Annotated in this window: 14 protein-coding genes; 4 read left to right on the top strand and 10 right to left on the bottom strand. The window is 51.1% G+C overall.

The features are described 5' to 3' along the window. The 10 genes from JFC11_RS18040 to JFC11_RS17995 form a co-directional block, all read right to left on the bottom strand. Positions 1–1,400: retention module-containing protein (locus JFC11_RS18040; RefSeq protein WP_198350202.1), on the bottom strand; the 1,400-nt coding region annotated here is incomplete at its 3' end. 192 nt (positions 1,401–1,592) lie between these two features. Beyond that, the gene (locus JFC11_RS18035) at positions 1,593–3,224 is read right to left on the bottom strand and encodes an ABC transporter ATP-binding protein (protein ID WP_332838110.1); all 1,632 of its coding nucleotides are present in this window, start codon (positions 3,222–3,224) and stop codon (positions 1,593–1,595) included. A 185-nt stretch (positions 3,225–3,409) separates the two neighbouring features. Beyond that, positions 3,410–4,375, bottom strand: coding sequence for a hypothetical protein (locus JFC11_RS18030; RefSeq protein ID WP_232482970.1), 966 nt, complete (start codon positions 4,373–4,375; stop codon positions 3,410–3,412). 52 nt (positions 4,376–4,427) lie between these two features. Then, positions 4,428–7,628 carry a UDP-N-acetylmuramoyl-tripeptide--D-alanyl-D-alanine ligase gene (locus JFC11_RS18025; protein ID WP_198350199.1) on the bottom strand — a complete coding sequence of 1,067 codons (3,201 nt, stop codon included), beginning with the start codon at positions 7,626–7,628 and terminating at the stop codon, positions 4,428–4,430. 96 nt (positions 7,629–7,724) lie between these two features. Continuing rightward, complete coding sequence (locus tag JFC11_RS18020; RefSeq protein WP_038476872.1) at positions 7,725–8,357, bottom strand: helix-turn-helix transcriptional regulator; 633 nt, start codon at positions 8,355–8,357, stop codon at positions 7,725–7,727. Then, the gene (locus tag JFC11_RS18015) at positions 8,357–9,787 is read right to left on the bottom strand and encodes an HlyD family type I secretion periplasmic adaptor subunit (RefSeq protein ID WP_198350198.1); all 1,431 of its coding nucleotides are present in this window, start codon (positions 9,785–9,787) and stop codon (positions 8,357–8,359) included. The genes JFC11_RS18020 and JFC11_RS18015 overlap by 1 nt, the downstream gene beginning before the upstream one ends. Further along, on the bottom strand, positions 9,787–11,964 hold the full coding sequence (locus JFC11_RS18010; RefSeq protein WP_120386616.1) for a type I secretion system permease/ATPase: 2,178 nt from the start codon (positions 11,962–11,964) through the stop codon (positions 9,787–9,789). The genes JFC11_RS18015 and JFC11_RS18010 overlap by 1 nt, the downstream gene beginning before the upstream one ends. Before the next feature lie 103 nt (positions 11,965–12,067). Further along, positions 12,068–13,534 (bottom strand): TolC family outer membrane protein, encoded by a 1,467-nt coding sequence (locus tag JFC11_RS18005; protein WP_198350197.1) that lies wholly within the window; start codon positions 13,532–13,534, stop codon positions 12,068–12,070. 345 nt (positions 13,535–13,879) lie between these two features. Further along, entirely contained in the window at positions 13,880–14,755 is an 876-nt protein-coding gene (locus JFC11_RS18000; protein ID WP_038476884.1) for a DMT family transporter, read from the bottom strand. Then, a complete protein-coding gene (locus JFC11_RS17995) occupies positions 14,752–15,021 on the bottom strand; it encodes an Rdx family protein (RefSeq protein WP_198350196.1) in 270 nt (89 codons plus the stop codon). The genes JFC11_RS18000 and JFC11_RS17995 overlap by 4 nt, the downstream gene beginning before the upstream one ends. A gap of 81 nt (positions 15,022–15,102) precedes the next feature. Here JFC11_RS17995 and JFC11_RS17990 point away from each other — a divergent pair, with 81 nt between their 5' ends. From JFC11_RS17990 to ettA, 4 genes are all read left to right on the top strand, one after another. Continuing rightward, a complete protein-coding gene (locus tag JFC11_RS17990) occupies positions 15,103–16,416 on the top strand; it encodes an MFS transporter (protein ID WP_198350195.1) in 1,314 nt (437 codons plus the stop codon). 172 nt (positions 16,417–16,588) lie between these two features. Beyond that, positions 16,589–17,026: a PAS domain S-box protein gene (locus tag JFC11_RS17985; protein WP_038476893.1), complete on the top strand. Its 438-nt coding sequence runs from the start codon at positions 16,589–16,591 to the stop codon at positions 17,024–17,026. Between the two features lie 164 nt (positions 17,027–17,190). Continuing rightward, positions 17,191–17,403 carry a PA3496 family putative envelope integrity protein gene (locus JFC11_RS17980; protein WP_038476896.1) on the top strand — a complete coding sequence of 71 codons (213 nt, stop codon included), beginning with the start codon at positions 17,191–17,193 and terminating at the stop codon, positions 17,401–17,403. A 220-nt stretch (positions 17,404–17,623) separates the two neighbouring features. Further along, positions 17,624–19,285 carry an energy-dependent translational throttle protein EttA gene (gene ettA, locus JFC11_RS17975; protein WP_038476899.1) on the top strand — a complete coding sequence of 554 codons (1,662 nt, stop codon included), beginning with the start codon at positions 17,624–17,626 and terminating at the stop codon, positions 19,283–19,285. Positions 19,286–19,361: the final 76 nt, after the last annotated feature.

Here is a 19,361-nt window from a genome sequence, read left to right as displayed (position 1 = left end):
GCGTCAGAATCTGCGTCAGCATCCGCATCAGCGTCTGCATCTGAATCAGCATCGGCGTCGGCATCAGCGTCCGCATCAGCGTCGGCATCTGAATCAGCATCGGCATCTGCATCTGCATCTGCATCTGCATCAGCGTCAGTATCTGCGTCAGCATCTGCGTCAGCATCTGCATCTGCATCTGCATCTGCATCTGCATCTGCATCTGCATCAGCGTCAGCATCGGCATCGGCATCGGCGTCCGCATCGGCATCGGCATCTGCGTCAGCGTCAGCGTCAGCGTCAGCGTCAGCATCAGCATCAGCATCGGCATCGGCATCGGCATCAGCATCAGCGTCGGCATCTGAATCAGCATCCGCATCTGCATCAGCGTCAGCATCTGCATCAGCGTCAGCGTCAGCATCGGCATCGGCATCGGCATCGGCATCGGCATCAGCGTCGGCGTCCGCATCTGCATCTGCATCGGCATCTGCGTCAGCGTCAGCATCTGCGTCAGCATCGGCATCGGCATCCGCGTCAGCATCGGCATCAGCGTCGGCGTCGGCGTCGGCGTCCGCATCAGCATCAGCATCAGCATCCGCGTCAGCATCGGCGTCGGCGTCGGCGTCCGCGTCAGCATCGGCATCGGCATCGGCATCAGCGTCGGCGTCCGCATCTGCATCTGCATCTGCATCTGCATCTGCATCTGCATCTGCATCGGCATCTGCGTCAGCGTCAGCATCTGCGTCAGCATCGGCATCGGCATCGGCATCGGCATCCGCGTCAGCATCGGCATCAGCGTCGGCGTCGGCGTCCGCATCAGCATCAGCATCAGCATCCGCATCCGCGTCAGCATCGGCGTCGGCGTCCGCGTCAGCATCGGCATCGGCATCGGCATCGGCATCGGCATCGGCGTCAGAATCTGCGTCCGCATCAGTGTCATCTAGTGCTGCAGCAGCGGCTACGCCACCATCAAATTCGACGAACTCAGCCCCTTCAAGGCCTCCTTCAGTGCTAAAACTAAGCGGGTCGGTTTCTTCGGCGATACGGGCAAGGCGCACAAAGCTGTTACCGCCACCACCACCGCCGCCAGCGCCGCCGGCTGCGGTAGCATCTAGCAGTTCAAGTAAATCGCCATCTTCATCATCAAGAGCGGCGAGCAGTGCTTCTAAATCGTCGTCTTGGGCGCTGGCATCGGTGGCTACAATCGCATCAAGATCAAGCTCGGGAGTGACAGCAACTTCTTGGCCGCCTTCAACAACGTTAACACCTGTTCCGTCGGCAAAGTCTAAATCTACACGACCATCCGCAGACGTGATGATCGTTTCACCTTCCTGAAGAACATCGCCAATACGGAGCTCTCGCAGGTTGCCATCTTCATCACGTGCCCAAGCCTGACCTGAAATCGCGATAACTGTCGCCATGTGCTGTATCCCACCCGCCGTTTCATTAAAGAGTTTGCCGCTTTTGTAAAAACCAATGAAAGTAAATATTCATTAACGGCATTTTGCAGCAAGGCTAATCTTGATGACGGCGAATTCATATTGTACCGGTGGACAGTACTAGCACAGTGATAGGAGGGGCCTGACGGATATGCTGAAAATTATGATGATTTTTTAATACTGAACGGAGCGTTCTACTACGGCTTTTTGTTCATCAACCAGCCCAATGGTTTCATAGGCTTTTATAAGCCCGGACATCATATTGAGTGCGCCTGAATCATTATTAAGATGACAGCGTTGGCAGAATTCATGAGCGCGCGCAGCGAGTGCGACACAGTTCGCCGCCATGGTGGGTGAAGCGAACTCCGACCAACCTTGCTGATTATTAGGGCTTTCCCATTGAGTGCTGATTAGCTCAAGTACTTCCGCATTTAGCTTTGCAGATAGCGGCCAGTGGGCCCCCAGCGTGTCATACACCCAACCATGCCAGTCCAGCAGAAGCATATACTTGCCTATGGTTGCCATACGCGCGCTACTCGCATTTTGCACCGTCAAGCATTTGGGGAGCCTTTCTATCTCAACGATCATAAGCGGCCATAACTTCATGAAACGCTCAACTTGAAAGGTCTGATTGTCTTCTTGCGTCAGATAGGAAAAATGCGATGCCTCAATATTTCTCATGCGCTCAGGTAATGAGGCAAACGTTGCAGCGTACCGGGCAATGATATTGTTTGGCACAGGAACATGTCGCAAGCCTTGACGTAGCTCACTCATCCAAGGCTTACGTTCTTCAGAGTTCTTCCACTGAGGAGGTTTGCCCCCCACTTCCAATAACAAAAAGGAGCACCAGGGCAAACGACCACTGGCTCGTAACACAGGCACAGTAGGGATGACTCCGTAACAATAGCCACCGACTTCACTCAATAGCGATATTTCATGAAGCGCTTCGTTTTCCCGAGCAGGGACGTAGCACTTCAACAACCTATAGCGAGGGAAGCTATTGCTATCCACATCCCGAACCAATACGTGTGCGATAGCTCGCCCAGAAAGCAGGCGACACTGCAAAATCTCAGGATCGCGGTGGCAATAATTACACTCAACTAACCATGGTAATAGCCAACGCTGAAGAGTTACTTGTTCAAAACGTTGTACAAAATCCGTGGTTGAAAAGAGAGATATCTGCTGGGAGCGAGGCAAAAGCAGCATATTAATCTGCTGAAAATACTTGATGATACTCAAGAAATTGACCAATCCATTAACACTGGCCGCCATTAATTGGCGCATTCCCAGCAGCAATATGAACAGTGTCAGGAGTGGACGCATCGTCCCATTGAAATAATCTAGGACAATAATTAAAAACCCTAACGCAAAGCTGATATTGATGACTGTCAGAACGTTGCCTTGCAACATATTCTGAATTTTCGTCACCCGCTCAAAGCGATAGTAAAAGCCAACGATCATCACCAGCCCCAACACACAAGTAACTGCTAATAGCGCTAGCAGAGGATGTAGAAGAGCGATTAAAAGACAGAAAAGCAGTGCAATCACCGTTGATGACAAAGCACCTATCACAATGCCTAACACGCGTTTGCCAAGTAATCGGTGGTTGGCAACTAAACGGGTTTTATTCAAATGACCAAGAATTAGGGTCGAAAGATGCGCAATGGCTTTTTTGACTAGCCATTGAAGTAAGGCGTAGGTGCAAAAGCAGAGCACTGCCAATGCGATTAATACCGCTATCTTGTCACCGTGGTTATCCACCCTAGGAACCCAACCATCTATACGGCTATGGCCGGTGATCAACACTTGAAGCAGTTGCCAGGGTAGCACTAGGCTTGCCAACAGCATGACCTGACTTACAATTTGTATTAGCAAGATAGTCAATACGCGCCAACGAAATGGCCACAACACCGCACGAGCTAACGCAGCCATCAGGTCGAGAACTTGATCTCCGTGAATCTCGTCTCTCTCACTGTTAGTCATCTGGTCGCTCATCGATCAATCATGGGTTCAATAAGTTGCATGAATGTACGTAATTCGTCCGGTTGATCGGCTATCGGCATATATAGGGAAACAGCATGGTGCACTGCGGATAGGATGGCTCTATTGTGCCGCAGGTCACGCTGTTCTGCTTCTGCCCAACCATACACGGGCCATTGTTCTTGATGGGCCAGTGCCTCCCCCGCTTCATTTAGCGAGGAGAAAAGTAACGGTAGAAATGCGCTGCCATAGCGCTCACTCACTGCCACTACTTGGCTGCCATCGTGATAGCGCATCTCTCTTAGTACCTTCGGGATAGAGCTGTCGCCTTGAGGATCAAGCAGATAAAACAGTCTCTGCCAAAAGATTGCGGCGCCATAGCTATCTTGCATCACCACTTCCAGCGCTTCGGCATTAGTAGGCAAGGGATCCCCTTTTTGTATATCCCCTCTAAGTAGCGATTCTGACCAGCGGGCTAACCCTTCATGCACCCAACCTTGCTTGAACATCATGTGTGCATTTTGATACAGATGAAATAGCTCATGTGCAGGGGTTAAGTTTTCTGCTGCATTCACTTGACTACCTAGAGCCATGCGAATATGGCAATCAGACACTGCGGGGCTGCGTACCACTTCATCATACGCTTGCCCGCCGCGCACTTGGTCAGCACGCAACATCACCATAATAAAATTTGCACGCTGATAGCGTGGCATATGTAAAGGTGGTGTGAGCCCCAATACTTCACGATAGAGTACATCGGCGGCTTCAAGCTGTATTTTCAAGTCATTAAGTCTTGTCGCGCTTAGCGGCACGCCCTGATCAGTTGCCTCGACAAAGAAGTGAATATGCTTCTCTATCCCCTCGGCTTGGTTCGGCTCACTTGCCACTACCTCAAGCAATCTGTCGCGCTGTAGATAATGGCACTCACCTGCTTCCGGGGTCGGCTGGGCAATCACTGGCGTTAGCTTGCCGATCATGGCGCAAAGTATTATCAGTGCAACCCACCCACGCTGGTATGGCGATAGATGTTTAATCATGAGGTAACTGAGAAAAAAGCGCGTGCAGTCCGATGCCATGAGATGCCTTAACAAGCACGCTATCTTGAGGCACTAAATGGTCAGGCAATGCAGCTTCAAGAGCCTCAACATCGGCGAAGTGAAAGACGCCAGAAGCCTCTCCACCCAGCAACGGCAACAACGCTTGGCAGTGCTGACCACAGAGCAGTATGCTCCTAGCTGATTGCGCAGCAAGGATTGGGGCAAGCTCCTGGTGGAAACGTTCTGACTCTGCCCCTAGCTCTAGCATATCGCCAATAATCAACAGCTTTTTATTGGCGTCCACAGGGAGTGAGGAGAAGGCCTCTAACGCCATACGCATAGATAGAGGATTGGCATTGTACGTTTCATCGTACAGAGTGATTGGGATCCCATAGCAGTCTATAGCCCGCACCTCGCCCCGCCCTGCCACCGCTTGAAAAGATGCCAAACGGGATATGATGATGTCTAAAGGTAAATTATCTTGTCTAGCCACGGCTAATACTGCCATCGCATTCAGCAGCATATGTCGCCCAGCAGCACTCAAGCCAAGTTCATACACAACGCCATCACACATAATGCGACCGCTATTCCCTGCAAATTCAAGCATGCGTATGTCTGCGTCAGGATGTTCACCGAAACTGACCACCTGTAGGTGATAGCGCCTCGCCTGCTCAGCCAGATAAATATATTGAGGCATATCGCGGTAGAGAATAGCGCTCCCATTGGGTGGCATACCCTGAAAAATAAGCGCTTTCTTTCGAGCAATTTCGTCCAGAGATCGGTGATACACCAGATGCGATGCAGCAATATTAGTAATAATGGCGATGTCAGGGCGAGCAAGATCGGTATTCTGGGCCATGGAGCCGATGGCCATTTCAACCACCCAGTACGGTGCTTCTTGTAGCATCGAAGCCATGTTCCAAGCAATGCCAATCGGTAAATTGGCACTGCCTTGCGTTTGTCCGACAGCACCGGTGTAGTTCAGCACATGGGCTAGCATCGCTACTGCCGTTGTTTTACCGGCACTGCCGGTAACACCGATGACACGCCCAGCGTAATTACGGCGCTGCCACTGACCTATCGCCAGCGTCGCTGCACGCACATCAGCTACGTACAGCACGGGCACGCCGATATCACGATACGTCTCGCGATTATCGCAAATGACAGCGGAAGCACCTTTACTTACCAGAGACTTGACTGCGGCGAATGGCAAAAAACCTTTATCCATTTCCTTGCTGCGAGCGACAACAACCTGCCCCGGTTGAAAAGATTTTGGCCAGCAGCATAGTCCTATCGCCTGCCAATCATCAGGCGGCACTGATGCCCATACTCCCTCAGTTGCTGAGGCGATGGCCTTGGCATCCAGCCGACTCCCTACTCGTGGCTTTACACTGGCATAGCTTGCCTCACGCAGCATCTGCTGGTACGCCACCAGCCCTGATAAGTAGTGCTCTACATCGTCTATCCTGACGCGAAAACTGTGATGACGAATAAAAAAGCCATCCACGATGGTCGCCGGCGCCTTAAAGTACATAGCGACTTCCGGCCAGAAGAAACCGTTGAGTAGATAATTCGCCCTGGCGTGAAGCGCACGGTAAAACGCATTGATATCAAAGCCGTTCAGCACATCGGCTAAATCAGGGCGTGCCTCCAGTTTGAGCAGCGTTTTGTGAAACGCCATTGATAGTTCAAGCAACGTTGGAAACGTCGTGGCCCGCTTGTGAATAAAGTCGACATAACCAGTGATATTGCGCACCGCAAACGCAAAATACTTGCGCTCTGGAAGATGCGTCACCAGTTCATTAGAGCAATACGCAAGCCAATGGTCGTGAGCATTTTCGTGACCACTAGCAATAAAGTGGTCAAACGCTTTGACCACACACTCCAGCCAACGGTTATTTCGGGTATGGTCGTAAAGCCGCATTAAGGCAAAAGCAGCTTCGCCATCGTAATAAATGATCCGTGTCTTTTCCTTAACCGATAAATCCGCAGCATTGAGCACGTGCACAAAGCTACCGTCGGCTTCCTGCATTCTCGAAATCCCCAGCGCCAGCGCATCCGCCAAATTAGCATAGCGACCATCCCCCGTGACTTGGTGATATTTCACTAGTGCAAGAATAGCGACCGCATTGGCTCCCAGCTTGATAATGTCGCCTGCATCCACCACATAGGCTGCGCCTTGGCGATGAATAACGAACCTGGAACATAAACCAGAAAGCGCGCTAGTAATCTGCTGGCGTAAAACGTCTAGCTGCTCATTACTTAAAAGCCCTTGCTCCGCGCAGACTTCATAGCCTTCCAATAAGGCATAGGTACTACTAGCGTGGCGTAATACGTTGTAGGTGTTAATACGACGGTCAAAACAGGGAAAATAGCCATACACATAGCGGCCATCTTCATTTACTTGTCTGCCTAAAAAGCGGGTGGAACGTGCGATTAACTCTCCTGTGGATACCGCTGTTAGAGGAGGAGCTTCTCGCCTGCCCCAGCATCTCGGCCGAGTATCCAGAGCATGAACGTTAGCATTTTCGCCGCCAACATCCACAAATACTCCAGCGGTGGAAAAGCTCCAAGCTGGCATATTATCGGCAAAGTCTGGCATCTGACTTGAGCCATGACGCGCTTTTATATAGCGCTCTAAGTGAGCCTGATTAACATCGGCATGCGCCACCTGATTGCCTGCATACAAACAGGCATTAGCGTTAAGTTCCATCTCTGTTAGCAAGAGTCGAGGAAGCTTCTTGCCCACAAAGGCTAAGCCACTACGGAAATAGTTGCGCTTATAACGCTTAACCTCCTGTTTTAGGGCTTTCCAATGCCATTCACGCACTGCAAAAGGCCACTCCAACCGCCACCACACCAAAGGATGCGGGAACTTTCGCTCAAGCCGTTCTAGTGCCTGCTTAAGCGTGGGGATTATTGCGGCCCAGTTGCCTGCCTGCAAGTTGTCTAAATCAAGCTGCACAGAGGTGACTTGAGCGCGCTCATAGCCATCGCTTGCCGAGATAAGCATTAGCTGAGCAAACTCTGCTGGCTGCGCATGCCGGTTCAACCACATAGGCATCACCGTTTCGCCGATACCATCTAAAGCATGCACTAAGTCAACTTGTCGGGCAGCCTGTATATCTTTCCCAGCCCCCTGCTGACTTTGTATAAGCTGGCCAGGCAGTGAATAACGTTTATTATCGGGCATTCAAATGCTCAAAAATATGGGCTAATGCAAAAGCCTGAAGTTTAGCGTTTTCGTGCTAACACCTTTCGATACATCGCTCACATTCAGGCATGGTCATTAGAGTCGTTCTGAAAAACTCTCAGCAACGGGCGCTAACTTCAGAATTAACTGCAGGCGGTCACGAACGGATAACTTCTTAAATATCGCGCTTAGATGAGCTTTTACCGTGCGCTCAGTAATATCTAATTGGCGAGCAACTTCTTTGTTGGTTGCACCGCGGGCAACGGCTAACGCCACGCCTCGCTCGCGCTCCGTGAGCAGGTTCAAATATTCTCTGTGCTGATGACTTTCACCGTTCTGGCGATTTTGTAGGGCCTTAAATGTTCCACCCATCACTTTGGCAAGCAGCTCTTGACCTACCCACACGCCTTGATTGGTCACCACAAGGGCAACTTGGTTAAGTACATCAGGTGCCGCCAGTGTGTGCACGTAGCCACGCGCTCCAAGGTCAAGCGCCCTTAGCGCCTCGCGATCATTAGGCGCATAGCTGAGCATTACCACAATTGCATTTCTTGCGGTTGCCGCTGGAACTAACTCCTTCCAGTTTTCAACCATGGTCGTTAGCCAAACCACATCCCCTGGCTCCGCCTTACCTAATACGCTATCTGGCGTGGTGGCTACACTTGCAGGAAAAGCACTTTCCCAGCGCGCCTTTAGGCTACCATCCGTTGTTACAAACCAATGTTTCATTAGCGCTCCCCCATGGAATCTCGCCACGCCCTTAAAACAGGTTTTAGTAAGAACTGCATGACCGTTCTTTTGCCTGTCACAATATCTACCTGTGCTGTCATCCCTGGAATCACCTGAAGGCGCTCAGCAATACTTTCATCTTGTAAACTGCGAACCCGAACCAAATAAAACGTATTGCCATCATCATCAGTAATCGTATCTGCGCTGATGTGATCAAGCTCAGCCTGCAAGCCACCATAAATGGCATAGTCGTAGGCAGTGAGCTTAATCGTCGCGGGCTGACCGGGGTGGAGAAAAGCAATATCCTGGGGAGCAATGCGCGCTTCAACCAGTAGTTGGTCATCGCTGGGCACGATATCCAACACTTCTTGTCCTGGCTGGAGTACTCCGCCAATCGTATTAACATGAAGACGCTGAATCACACCATCGACAGGCGAGCGTATTTCGGTAAGTCGCACTCTATCTTGAAGGCCCGTACCTGACTGCTGAAGCGCATTTAAGTCGCCTAACGTCTGAGCAAGCTCATTTCGCCACTCACTTCTACGTTCGGCACCTAACTCTAGTAGCTGCCCCTCTGCTTCTTCTACTCCCGCTTCCAGACGTGAGACAGCAGCAGCAGCTTGGTTGCGCTCACCTGTGGCACGCGATACTTCACGCTGTAAGCGCAATACCTCAACTTCTGAAACAGCACCTGAGGCAAGTAGCGGGCGCGTCAAATTAAGCTCTTGCCCTGCCATACTTGCTTCGCGTTGGGCAGTATCAAGTCGAGACTGCGCTTCTCGGAGTTCTTCTTGACGCTGTCGGATACGATCGTTGAGCACATTTTCCTGCTCGCGCAGCTCTTCACGGCGACTTTCGTACACTTCTCGTTCCTGCATTACGATATCGGGCACTTCTTGACGCAACTCTTCAGAAGGCTCAAAAGTAGTGCCAGTGGCCAACGCCCGTAGCCGCTCAGCGCGCGCTTCAAGTGCAAAACGCTGTGCACGGTTTTCGCGAAAATCAGAAACGAACCGCGTTGGGTCAATTTGCATTAACACTTCACCAGCACTGACCACCTGCCCTTCTCGCACCATGATCTGTTCTATCGCACCGCCGTCAAACGATTGAATGCGCTGCAATTGGCTTGCCGGAATAACGCGTCCCGCGCCACGGGTTACTTCGTCGATGGCAGCAACTGATGCCCAAACCACCAGCACGATGATGGTTAATAAAACAGTGTAGAGAAATAGACGCGCACGAATCGGCTCTTGCTGCATACGCGCCCAATCAGTGTCGCTTGCCCAGTCACGATTAAGATGCGCAGAGGTGACACGGCGAGCAAAGAGTCGATCCATAAAAGGACGAAACGGCTTCTTCCCTTTCTCAGAAAATCGGCCAATGGCCTCAAAGCCTTTTTGCTCACTCGTGGAGGTGTTTTTTTTCGCCATTATGACGCCCTCCCGATCTGGCCTTTACGCAATGCCTCTACAACCGTATCGCGAGGACCATCTGCCACCACTTTTCCAGCATCCATAACGATAATGCGGTCAACGAGGGATAGCAGCGATGTACGATGAGTAACAACCAAGATGGTTTTTCCTGGCGCAACACTCGTTAGATTCGCTTTAAACGTTTCCTCACTGGCGTTATCCATTGAGCTGGTTGGCTCATCAAGCAGCAATATTGGTGGATCTTGGACAACGGCCCTTGCGATGGCTACGGCTTGTTTTTGCCCGCCTGAAAGCGCCTGCCCTCGTTCACCTACTTCAAGATCAACGCCTTTAGGGTGGCTATTAACCAGTGAATCAAGACCAGCAATTTCGATTGCTCGGAGTAACGCCTCATCATCAACTCGGTCGTTTCCACCACCAGCAACAATATTATCCCGTAGCGTGCCAGCGAATAGGCTGACGTCCTGAGGCACATAACCAATATGACGACGAAGTTGCAGAGGATCTAACTGACGAATATCAACGCCATCCACCAGCACCGCGCCGGATGTGGGCTGATAAAAACCAAGTACCAGCTTATTCAGCGATGATTTTCCGCAGCCAACACGGCCGAGTAACGCGACTTTTTCACCAGCTTTGATAGAAATCGAGACATCACGCAATGCCTCTCTTTCTTCATGAGGATAGCGCAAGGTAACTTTCTCTAAGCGAATGCTACCGGTAAAACTGGGCTTTTCTACATAGGCTTTACCTTCATGACGCTCCACACTCTTAGCCATTACATCATTTAACGACTCCAGAGCCGTTGAGGACTGATGGTACTGAGCCAGCAAAGCAGCCGCTTGGCTAATAGGCGCCATCGCTCGAGAAGAGAGCATATAGGCGGCAATCAAACCGCCCTGAGTCAAGTTACCTTCGATAATTTGATAGACACCAATGATAATGACGCATACAGCTACGCTATGCTGAGCCCACTGAGCAACGCTTGAGACCGATGAACTCACCATTTTGAGCTGAGCACCGGTTCTCGATAAAAAGGCAGATGCTTTTTCCCAGTGACGTTGAATACGGCTTTCCGCCCGCAATGCCTTGACGTTTTCTAATTGGGAGACAGACTCCACCAGTAAAGCGTTACGCTGCGCACCTACCTCCCAAGTCGTTTGTGAAAGCTCATGCAGTTTCCCTTGTGCTGCAAGGGCATATAACAGCACGAAAACGATACCAACGAGCACAGGTAACACAAGCCAAGGATTGATCAACGCAATGATGGCCGCGAAAAGCAGTACAAAGGGTAAATCGACGATACCAAGAATGGTTGCAGAGCCAATAAACGCTCGCACCGATTCGAAAGATTGAAGCGTTGAGGTAAAAGACCCTGTCGATACTGGCCGCTCCTCTAAACGCAACCCTAACGTTTTCGCCATAATAGACGATGAAAGCTTTACGTCTGCCCGGCTGGCTGCTAAATCAACAAAGCTGCTACGCATTAAACGCAGCGCCAAGTCAAAACACAGCACGATGAAAATACCGATTGCCAGCACCCAAAGCGTTTCAGTGGCCTGATTAGGGACAACACGGTCATAAACGTTCAACACAAACAGCGGCATCGCCAGCGCGAATAAGTTGATCGCTACTGAACCAAGAACGATGTCGCGATAGAGGCGTCGATTTTCACGAATAACGCCCCAAAACCAGTGCTGATCCCGGCGTTTTTTCACACCAGGTTCAGAGGTGCTGTCGGCTCTAAACTTTGGCCGCACATAAATGGCTTCACCGCTGTACCCCGCGTGAAGCTCGTCTAGCGATATTTCCGTATCAGCCTCTGACAGCTCAGGAAAAATTACTTTTGCTTTTTGCTGCTTGAGATCAAGCCCGAGCAACACACAAGCACGCCCTGGTTCCAGCAATAAAATTGCCGGAAACAGTGCAGGATTTAGCGCCGAAAGCTTACTTTTCACAATATGCGCAGTAAGCCCAGCTCGCGAGGCTGCCCGCCCGAAGACAGAAGGAATCAGTTTTCCTTGCTCTAAAGGCAGGCCCGCTTTTAAGGCCTCGGATGACACTTCGTGCTGATAATATGAAGCAACTGCCTTTAAACACTCCAGTAGCTCATCGTGTTCTTCCTGGCCGTTGCTACGGTCAGTCCGAGATACTTCCAGCTTACGTTGCGTCACTGAGACCTCATTATCCTAATGAATTCGTCGGAAAACCATTCACTGAAGTTTCACCAGTGGGCATGCCTAAGGCGGCGACTTAATAGCCGCCACTCATCAGCAATTAAATGCCACTGGTGAAATCTTCAAGCGTGAAGCCACGCGGCCCATCGACGGCGCACGCCATCTCTGCACGAGACGCAGCATCCTCATAGCCAAGCTCGTCAAGGCTAGGAATATCATCACGGGCTACTTGTAGGGTTTGCATTAGCTGCCCCATCGCCGCCAGGGTTCGTGCTTGGGCCAGCGTTAAGTCGAACTGTGCGTTCGCATAGGCACGACTCGCTTCAAAAAACTCGTTCTCACTATCCAGCACGTCTAAAAGCGTGCGCTGGCCAATATCGAACTGCTGTTGATAAGCACCACGAACACGGTCAATTGACTGCCGATGTTCGTTTAAATACTCCAACTGTTCGTTGAGACGCTGCGTGTCGTTATAAGCGATTTGTGTCGTTTGTCTAACATTGGTACATGCTGTTTTTCGCTGGCTATCGGCTTCTTCAATTCGTGTGGTTGCCGCATTGAAGGCAGCATAGTCAGAACCACCCCGGTAAAGATTCATGCTCGCGACAAGTTGAATACTGTGCTCATCACGGCGGCCACCAATGGCATCATCTTGGTTGTTAGTGCCTGTACGCCCTTGAATATCTAGACGAGGCATAAAGGCAGCGCGGGCACCTTCACGCTCAGCGCGTTGCACCGCGATATTCTCAATTGCCGCATGAAACTCAGGATTCCCCTGAAACGCCAGCTCAATGGCTTGGCTGACATCTGCGGGAAGTTCAGTGGCAAGAGACGGCGCGGGCGTCATATTTTGTGCCGGCAGCGCACCAACAATTCGTTGGAAGCGAGCAGTAACATCGTGAAGGTTTGACGCTTCCGACATTAGGTTTGATTCGGCTAAAGCTAAGCGGCCACTGATCTGTTCAAGGTCAACACCCCGCCCTGCACCAGAAAGCGCACGCTCTTCAATCTGAGCAAATACTCGCTGGTGTTCACGATAGTTATCCTGCGCTAAACGCACCAACTCGCGATAGCGCAATACATCGAGGTAACTACGAAAAGCCTCAAGTGCAACTTCTTCGCTGACACCCAAAAGTTCGAAATAGGCGACTAACCGAGCACGATCCAAGCGCTCAACCTCACTGCGCGTTGCAAAACCATCAAAAACCATTTGGGTTAAGGTCAGCTCAGCAAAATCGCTATCGTAGCTGCCACGCCCATCATTTTGCTGGTCTTGCCTACCGATACCCGCGCTGACATCAATCGTAGGCAAATAACCACCTTGAGCAACCCGGATATCACTTCCAGAGGCGCTAAAATTGGCCCAAGATGCATTTACCTGAGGATTGGTAACGATAGCCTGCTGAATGGTGCTCGATAGATCGGTGGTACCCGGCGCGTAAAGCGTCGCTGGTAACGACTGAGCCAAAACAGAGAGGGGAAGACAAGCCAGAGTAGTCACCGTAAGCGGTCGAATAGCGCGCTGTAAAAACAAAGTTTTTAGTGTCGTTTTAATACCGTCTTTCATCGCCATAGATCCCTAATGAATATTTACGCTGCTGAAGAAATAGCTGCTAAACGCCACCCACCCTGGGGCACCCTTGACTCTCTTGCTTCGCCCTCTGGTCAACACCTCATACTAATTAGTATTGATACGACTCAGTGATACGAATTAGCGCATTTACTTAGCTTAATTTAATAGCATTAGCCGCTAGGCCGATGCTATGAAGCCAAGAGTCACAAAATTTTACAATAAAAATCCTAAAAAAACATTACAAAGCAGTTTTTTGCTTTGTTTAACGTGCTGGATTTTAAGAACTAGGTTTTAAGAACCTGGTTTTAAGAACTGAACTTCAACACCAAGCCCTAAGAGCTAGGCTTTCGAAGATTGCAGCTGCTGCAGCGCCAACCCTGAAAGGATCAGCATCAATCCTACCAACGTGGATGCCAACAATGGCTCATTGACAACCAGGTAGAGCAGCAGCAGCGAAACGGGGGGGGATAGAAAGATCAGATTAGACACCTTGGCCGTACGCGAGACCTTGCGCACCGCCATCTGCCAAAGAATAAAAGCGACTCCCATTTCGAAAAGGCCGACGTAGACACCCGCGCCTAAGGCTTGCCAGCCATGCCAACTGAACCCCGGCCCCACAATCAATAGCAGCGTTAAAACAGGCAAGCCGACGCTGAAGTTCTGCCATTGTGCGACTAAGGGCGCTCTTTGATCCCGCGCGTTGAGTAACCAGTAGAGAGCCCATAACAGCGTCGACACAAGTGCAAACACGACACCAAGAGGGTCTGCGAAATCAACATTGAAAACATTACCGCGGGTTGCTATCACCCAGACACCCGCGTAGGCAATAAGCCCCGCAACCACATCCATACGCGTGAGCCGTTGCCCTAAGATCGGTACCGCCAGAAGCGCCATTGCCAGCGCCCAGGTATAATTGAGCGCCATTGCCTCTTGCCCAGGCAGCCTATCGTAAGCAGCAAACAGCACTAGATAGTAGGCAACAGGATTCATCAACCCAGCCCATGCAGCGGTTCGCCAACCATAGCGAAGGGCTTCTGTTAAATGCCCTTGCTTTACTACCAACACAAACATAAACGCCCAAGATACAAGGGCCGCGAGCCACATCAATTCTAGCGGACTCATCCAGGCAAGAGCGACCTTAAAAGCCGTAGCAACTGTCGACCATAGCGCCACCGCTCCAAGACCATACAGTATCGCTTGACGATCTTGATTCATCGGTCGATATGCCCCAAAACCCGGGCTGGCTCGATCTTATCCCGCACGCGTTGCTTTAGGACCTTGATATCTGGAAAGCCACCATCGCGTTTTCTTTCCCATAGCAACGCCTCGTCGCACCATACCTCAAAGGTCCCACCATGAGAGGGAGACAATGCAACCTCTGCAAGACTTTCGCCAAAGGTTGAAAGCAGCTCTTGGGCATACCAAGCACTGCGCAACAACCACTGGCACTGCGTGCAGTAACGTATTTGAATGCGTGACATACAGAGGTTCCTAAACGTTTTAATGTGGCATCCTTGTTTTTCATTCTGTCACCTTACATTAGCAACTGCCAAGGAAACGTAATGAACAAGCAACATGTTTCTCAAACCCGAGTGTACGAGTGGCTAACAGGTGATGATGACAGCCGAATGTGCGATGACATTCCCGATGAGGCATGCCATGAGCAACCGCATAACTTTTTTCTGCATCTTTGCGCCTCGTTAGGCAATAAACTCGCTGACGAGCTCTCCAGCGCCCGCTTGGTATTGCCTTGGTTAATGGGCATTATTGGTGCTCCGGTATGGATGGTTGGTCTACTGGTACCTATACGCGAAGCAGGCGCCCTGTTACCACAGCTGTTTGTGGCTGGCTTTATTCGCTTAAAACCAACGCGTAAGTGGGCATGGGTAGCAGGCGCGTTGATACAGGCATTGGCGGCATTAGCGTTAGCACTGCTAGCACTCGTGGGCAGCGGATCTTTAGGGGGGGCGATGGTGCTAGGAGCACTAGTGTTGCTATCGCTGGCCAGAGGACTCTCATCCATAGCAACGAAAGATGTGTTGGGTAAAACCATCGCTAAGCGACGCCGTGGAACCTTAATGGGGTGGAGTGGCAGCGTAGCAGGCGCCGCAACCCTGGTAGCTGGCGGCGTTCTGATGTGGTTTGGTGATCAACCCGGCAACGTAGCACTCGCTATTTTACTGGTTGTTGCCGCCGCAGGATGGCTACTAAATGCCGTGAGTGCGGCGCGCATAGCGGAAGTGCCCGGCGCTGTGGAAGGCGGGGAAAATGCATGGGACAGCATTAAGCTAGGGTTTTCTTTACTCAAAGAAGATCGCAATTTTCTAAACTTCAATCTGGCTCGTGCTCTACTCCTCTCCAGCGCACTGGCACTCCCCTACTTAGCCCTACTCGGCCAACAACAAAGCGGTACTAACTTAGGTGGCCTTGGCCTGCTGGTAGTGGTATCAGGCATTGCAGCGATGGTGGCAAGCCCTGTATGGGGAAAGCGAGCAGACCAATCGAGTCGCCGTGTGATGAGAGATGCAGCCATCGGCACTGCCATTTGCTGTCTGCTGGGCGCAAGCCTGGCATGGCTCCCCAGCCAGTGGAGTGAAAGCGTTTGGCCTTATGCGATTATTTACGCCTTTCTAGTTATCGTTCATCACGGCGTACGACTAGGCCGTAAAACCTACTTAGTCGACATTGCTACCCAGGAGAATCGCGCGCTATATGTGGCACTATCTAACACCTTGACTGGGGTGTTGATGCTGGTGGTAGGCGGGATAATCGGTGGGTTGGCTCAGTGGCTTGGTAGCGCTCCGCTGTTGTTAATACTCGCTGGGACAGCATTCGGTGCCATGTTATCAGCCCAACAATTACCTGAGGCAGAATAGCGCTGCCGATTGCAATGCATCACAACGCTCGCCATGATAGTAGGTAATTAGCGGTGATTAGCTGGGTTTTTGCTATTCTACCTTTATTAAGCAATATGAAATGCCGCTTAGCTCCGCGTTGATGGACAGCGCATAGCTTCGGAAGAACGAGAGCAGCAACAGGAACCCATTGATGAAACGATCTCCTTTGATCAGCCCTGAGTTACTCGAACGCATTATTGACGCTTCCGAGGATGGCATCGTCGTTGCAGAGCAAGAAGGCGATGAAAACATTCTCATTTACGTCAACCAAGGCTTCGAACGCCTCACCGGCTACAGTGCAGATGAAATTCTTTATCGCGACTGCCGTTTTTTGCAAAACGAAGACCGTGACCAAGATGCACTGACCTCTATCCGAGAAGCGCTGAAAGAGGGTCGCCCTTCTCGTGAAGTACTGCGCAATTATCGCAAAGACGGCACCATGTTCTGGAACGAGCTCTCCATTACACCCGTTTTTGACGAAGCTGATAACTTGATGTACTACATCGGCGTACAGAAAGACGTGACGGAGCGCGTAGAAGCACAGCAAGCATTGGCCGCCCTTCAGAAGCGCCAAGAACTGACAGAATAAATAAAAACGACAATAAAGTAGCCTCAGGGGCTTGAACTTCAACCTAAGTGGCGGTATATAGCGGCTAAGCGCATAAAAGCGCTAGGCGCTTCTTGTTTCATCTATCGATTGAAAGAAGAAGCCGTTGTGATGCCGGTGCGCCGGCTTGGGTTGGAGGGCATACCATGAGCCGTGACCCCTTAAATCGTGAATCTTATACCAGTGATGCAATCGATGCCGATGAGTTCGATAACTTAGACGCTGTGAACGATGACCATTACGGCAAAAGCAAACCCAGCAAAGCAGATACGCTTCGCGCCCGCCGCCAAGTAGAAGCATGGCTTGAAGAGCGCCGTTTGCAGCGCGCTATTGAAGATGATTGGGATGAAGAGGAATAACCTGATCGCCTCAATCACTTTCATTGATTGGCAGCTTAGTTACGATGTCTAGTTACTCACCGTAATTGTCGCGCACGGAGCCTTCACTAGGCTGCTGATCAACGTATCAAAACGACTTATCTTCTGTGCTTCTGGCCTTTGCCCGCGCGGAGCACTATCATCTTAGCCCTACGCCAGCACACAGCTGCGACTCTTTTCTCCAACAACCTAACGGATTTCCATGGCGCAATACGTATTCACCATGAACCGGGTTGGCAAAGTTGTGCCGCCCAAAAAGCAAATTCTCAAGGATATTTCGCTATCGTTCTTCCCTGGCGCCAAAATTGGCGTACTTGGCTTGAACGGTTCCGGTAAATCCACACTGCTACGCATTATGGCCGGTGTCGATAAAGAGTTTGAAGGTGAAGCTCGTCCGATGCCTGGTATTAATGTGGGCTACCTTCCCCAGGAGCCACAGCTTGATGACGAAAAGAACGTCCGCGATACGGTAGAAGAGGCGTTAGGCGCCATTAAAGAAGCACAGGAAAAACTAGATGCGGTGTATGCTGCGTATGCTGAGCCTGATGCAGATTTTGATGCCCTAGCGAGCGAACAAGCACGCCTTGAAAATATTATCGAAGCCGCCGATGCGCATAACCTTGAGCGTAAGCTGGAAGTTGCAGCTGAAGCGCTGCGCCTGCCACCTTGGGATGCCAAAGTAGGCAATCTTTCTGGCGGCGAGCGCCGCCGTGTAGCACTGTGCCGCCTGCTGCTTTCCAGCCCCGACATGCTCTTACTCGACGAGCCTACCAACCACTTGGATGCTGAATCCGTTGCTTGGTTAGAGCGCTTCTTGCACGACTATAACGGCACTGTCGTGGCCATCACCCACGACCGTTACTTCCTGGACAACGTTGCCGGATGGATTCTGGAACTTGACCGCGGCCAGGGCATTCCTTTTGAAGGCAACTACTCTCAGTGGCTGGAGCAGAAAGAGCAGCGCCTGAACCAAGAAGCCAAACAGGAAGTATCGCGCCAGAAAGCTATCAAGCAAGAGCTTGAGTGGGTGCGCAGCAACACTAAAGGACGCCAAGCGAAGAGTAAGGCACGCCTTAATCGCTTTGAAGAGATGCAGTCTGGCGACTTTCAAAAGCGTAATGAAACAAATGAGATCTATATTCCGCCTGGCCCGCGCCTGGGTGATAAGGTCATCGAGTTCCATAACGTGACCAAGCGGTTTGATGACAAACTGCTCTACCAGGATCTCTCTTTTACCATCCCTCAAGGGGCGATTGTCGGGATTGTAGGTGGTAACGGGGCCGGTAAATCAACACTGTTCAAGCTAGTCACCGGCCAAGAACAGCCGGATGCTGGCGAAGTAGTGATTGGTGAGACTGTTGATATTGCGTACGTTGAGCAGTTGCGTGACGCGCTAGACGACAAGCAAACTGTTTGGGAAGCCGTCTCTGACGGACAGGATATTCTAAACATTAACGGCTATGAAGTTTCTTCGCGCGCCTACGTTGGCCGCTTTAACTTTAAGGGCAACGATCAGCAGAAGCGTCTAGATGAGCTTTCTGGTGGTGAACGCGGTCGCCTTCAGCTTGCCCAAACGCTCAAACAAGGCGCGAACGTACTGCTGTTAGATGAACCTTCAAACGATCTGGACATCGAGACCCTACGCGCCCTGGAAGAAGCGCTGCTGGCGTTCCCAGGCTGCGCGATGGTGATCTCTCACGATCGTTGGTTCTTAGACCGTATCGCTACGCACATCCTCGCCTTTGAAGGCGATTCTGAAGTCGTCTTCTTCGATGGTAACTACACCGAATATGAAGAAGACCACAAGAAGCGCGTGGGTAACGACACACCTAAGCGGATGAAGTATAAGCGCATCGACGCCTAACGATTTGTTGCTATACCGCTAGTACGTAAAAAGCCCCTTGTACGCTAAAACGCACAGGGGCTTTTTACTTTTGTTG

Source organism: Vreelandella alkaliphila, from assembly GCF_016107625.1.
Taxonomy (GTDB): domain Bacteria; phylum Pseudomonadota; class Gammaproteobacteria; order Pseudomonadales; family Halomonadaceae; genus Vreelandella; species Vreelandella alkaliphila.
Note: the sequence above shows the minus strand (reverse complement) of the source record. Positions and strands in the feature narration are given on the sequence as shown.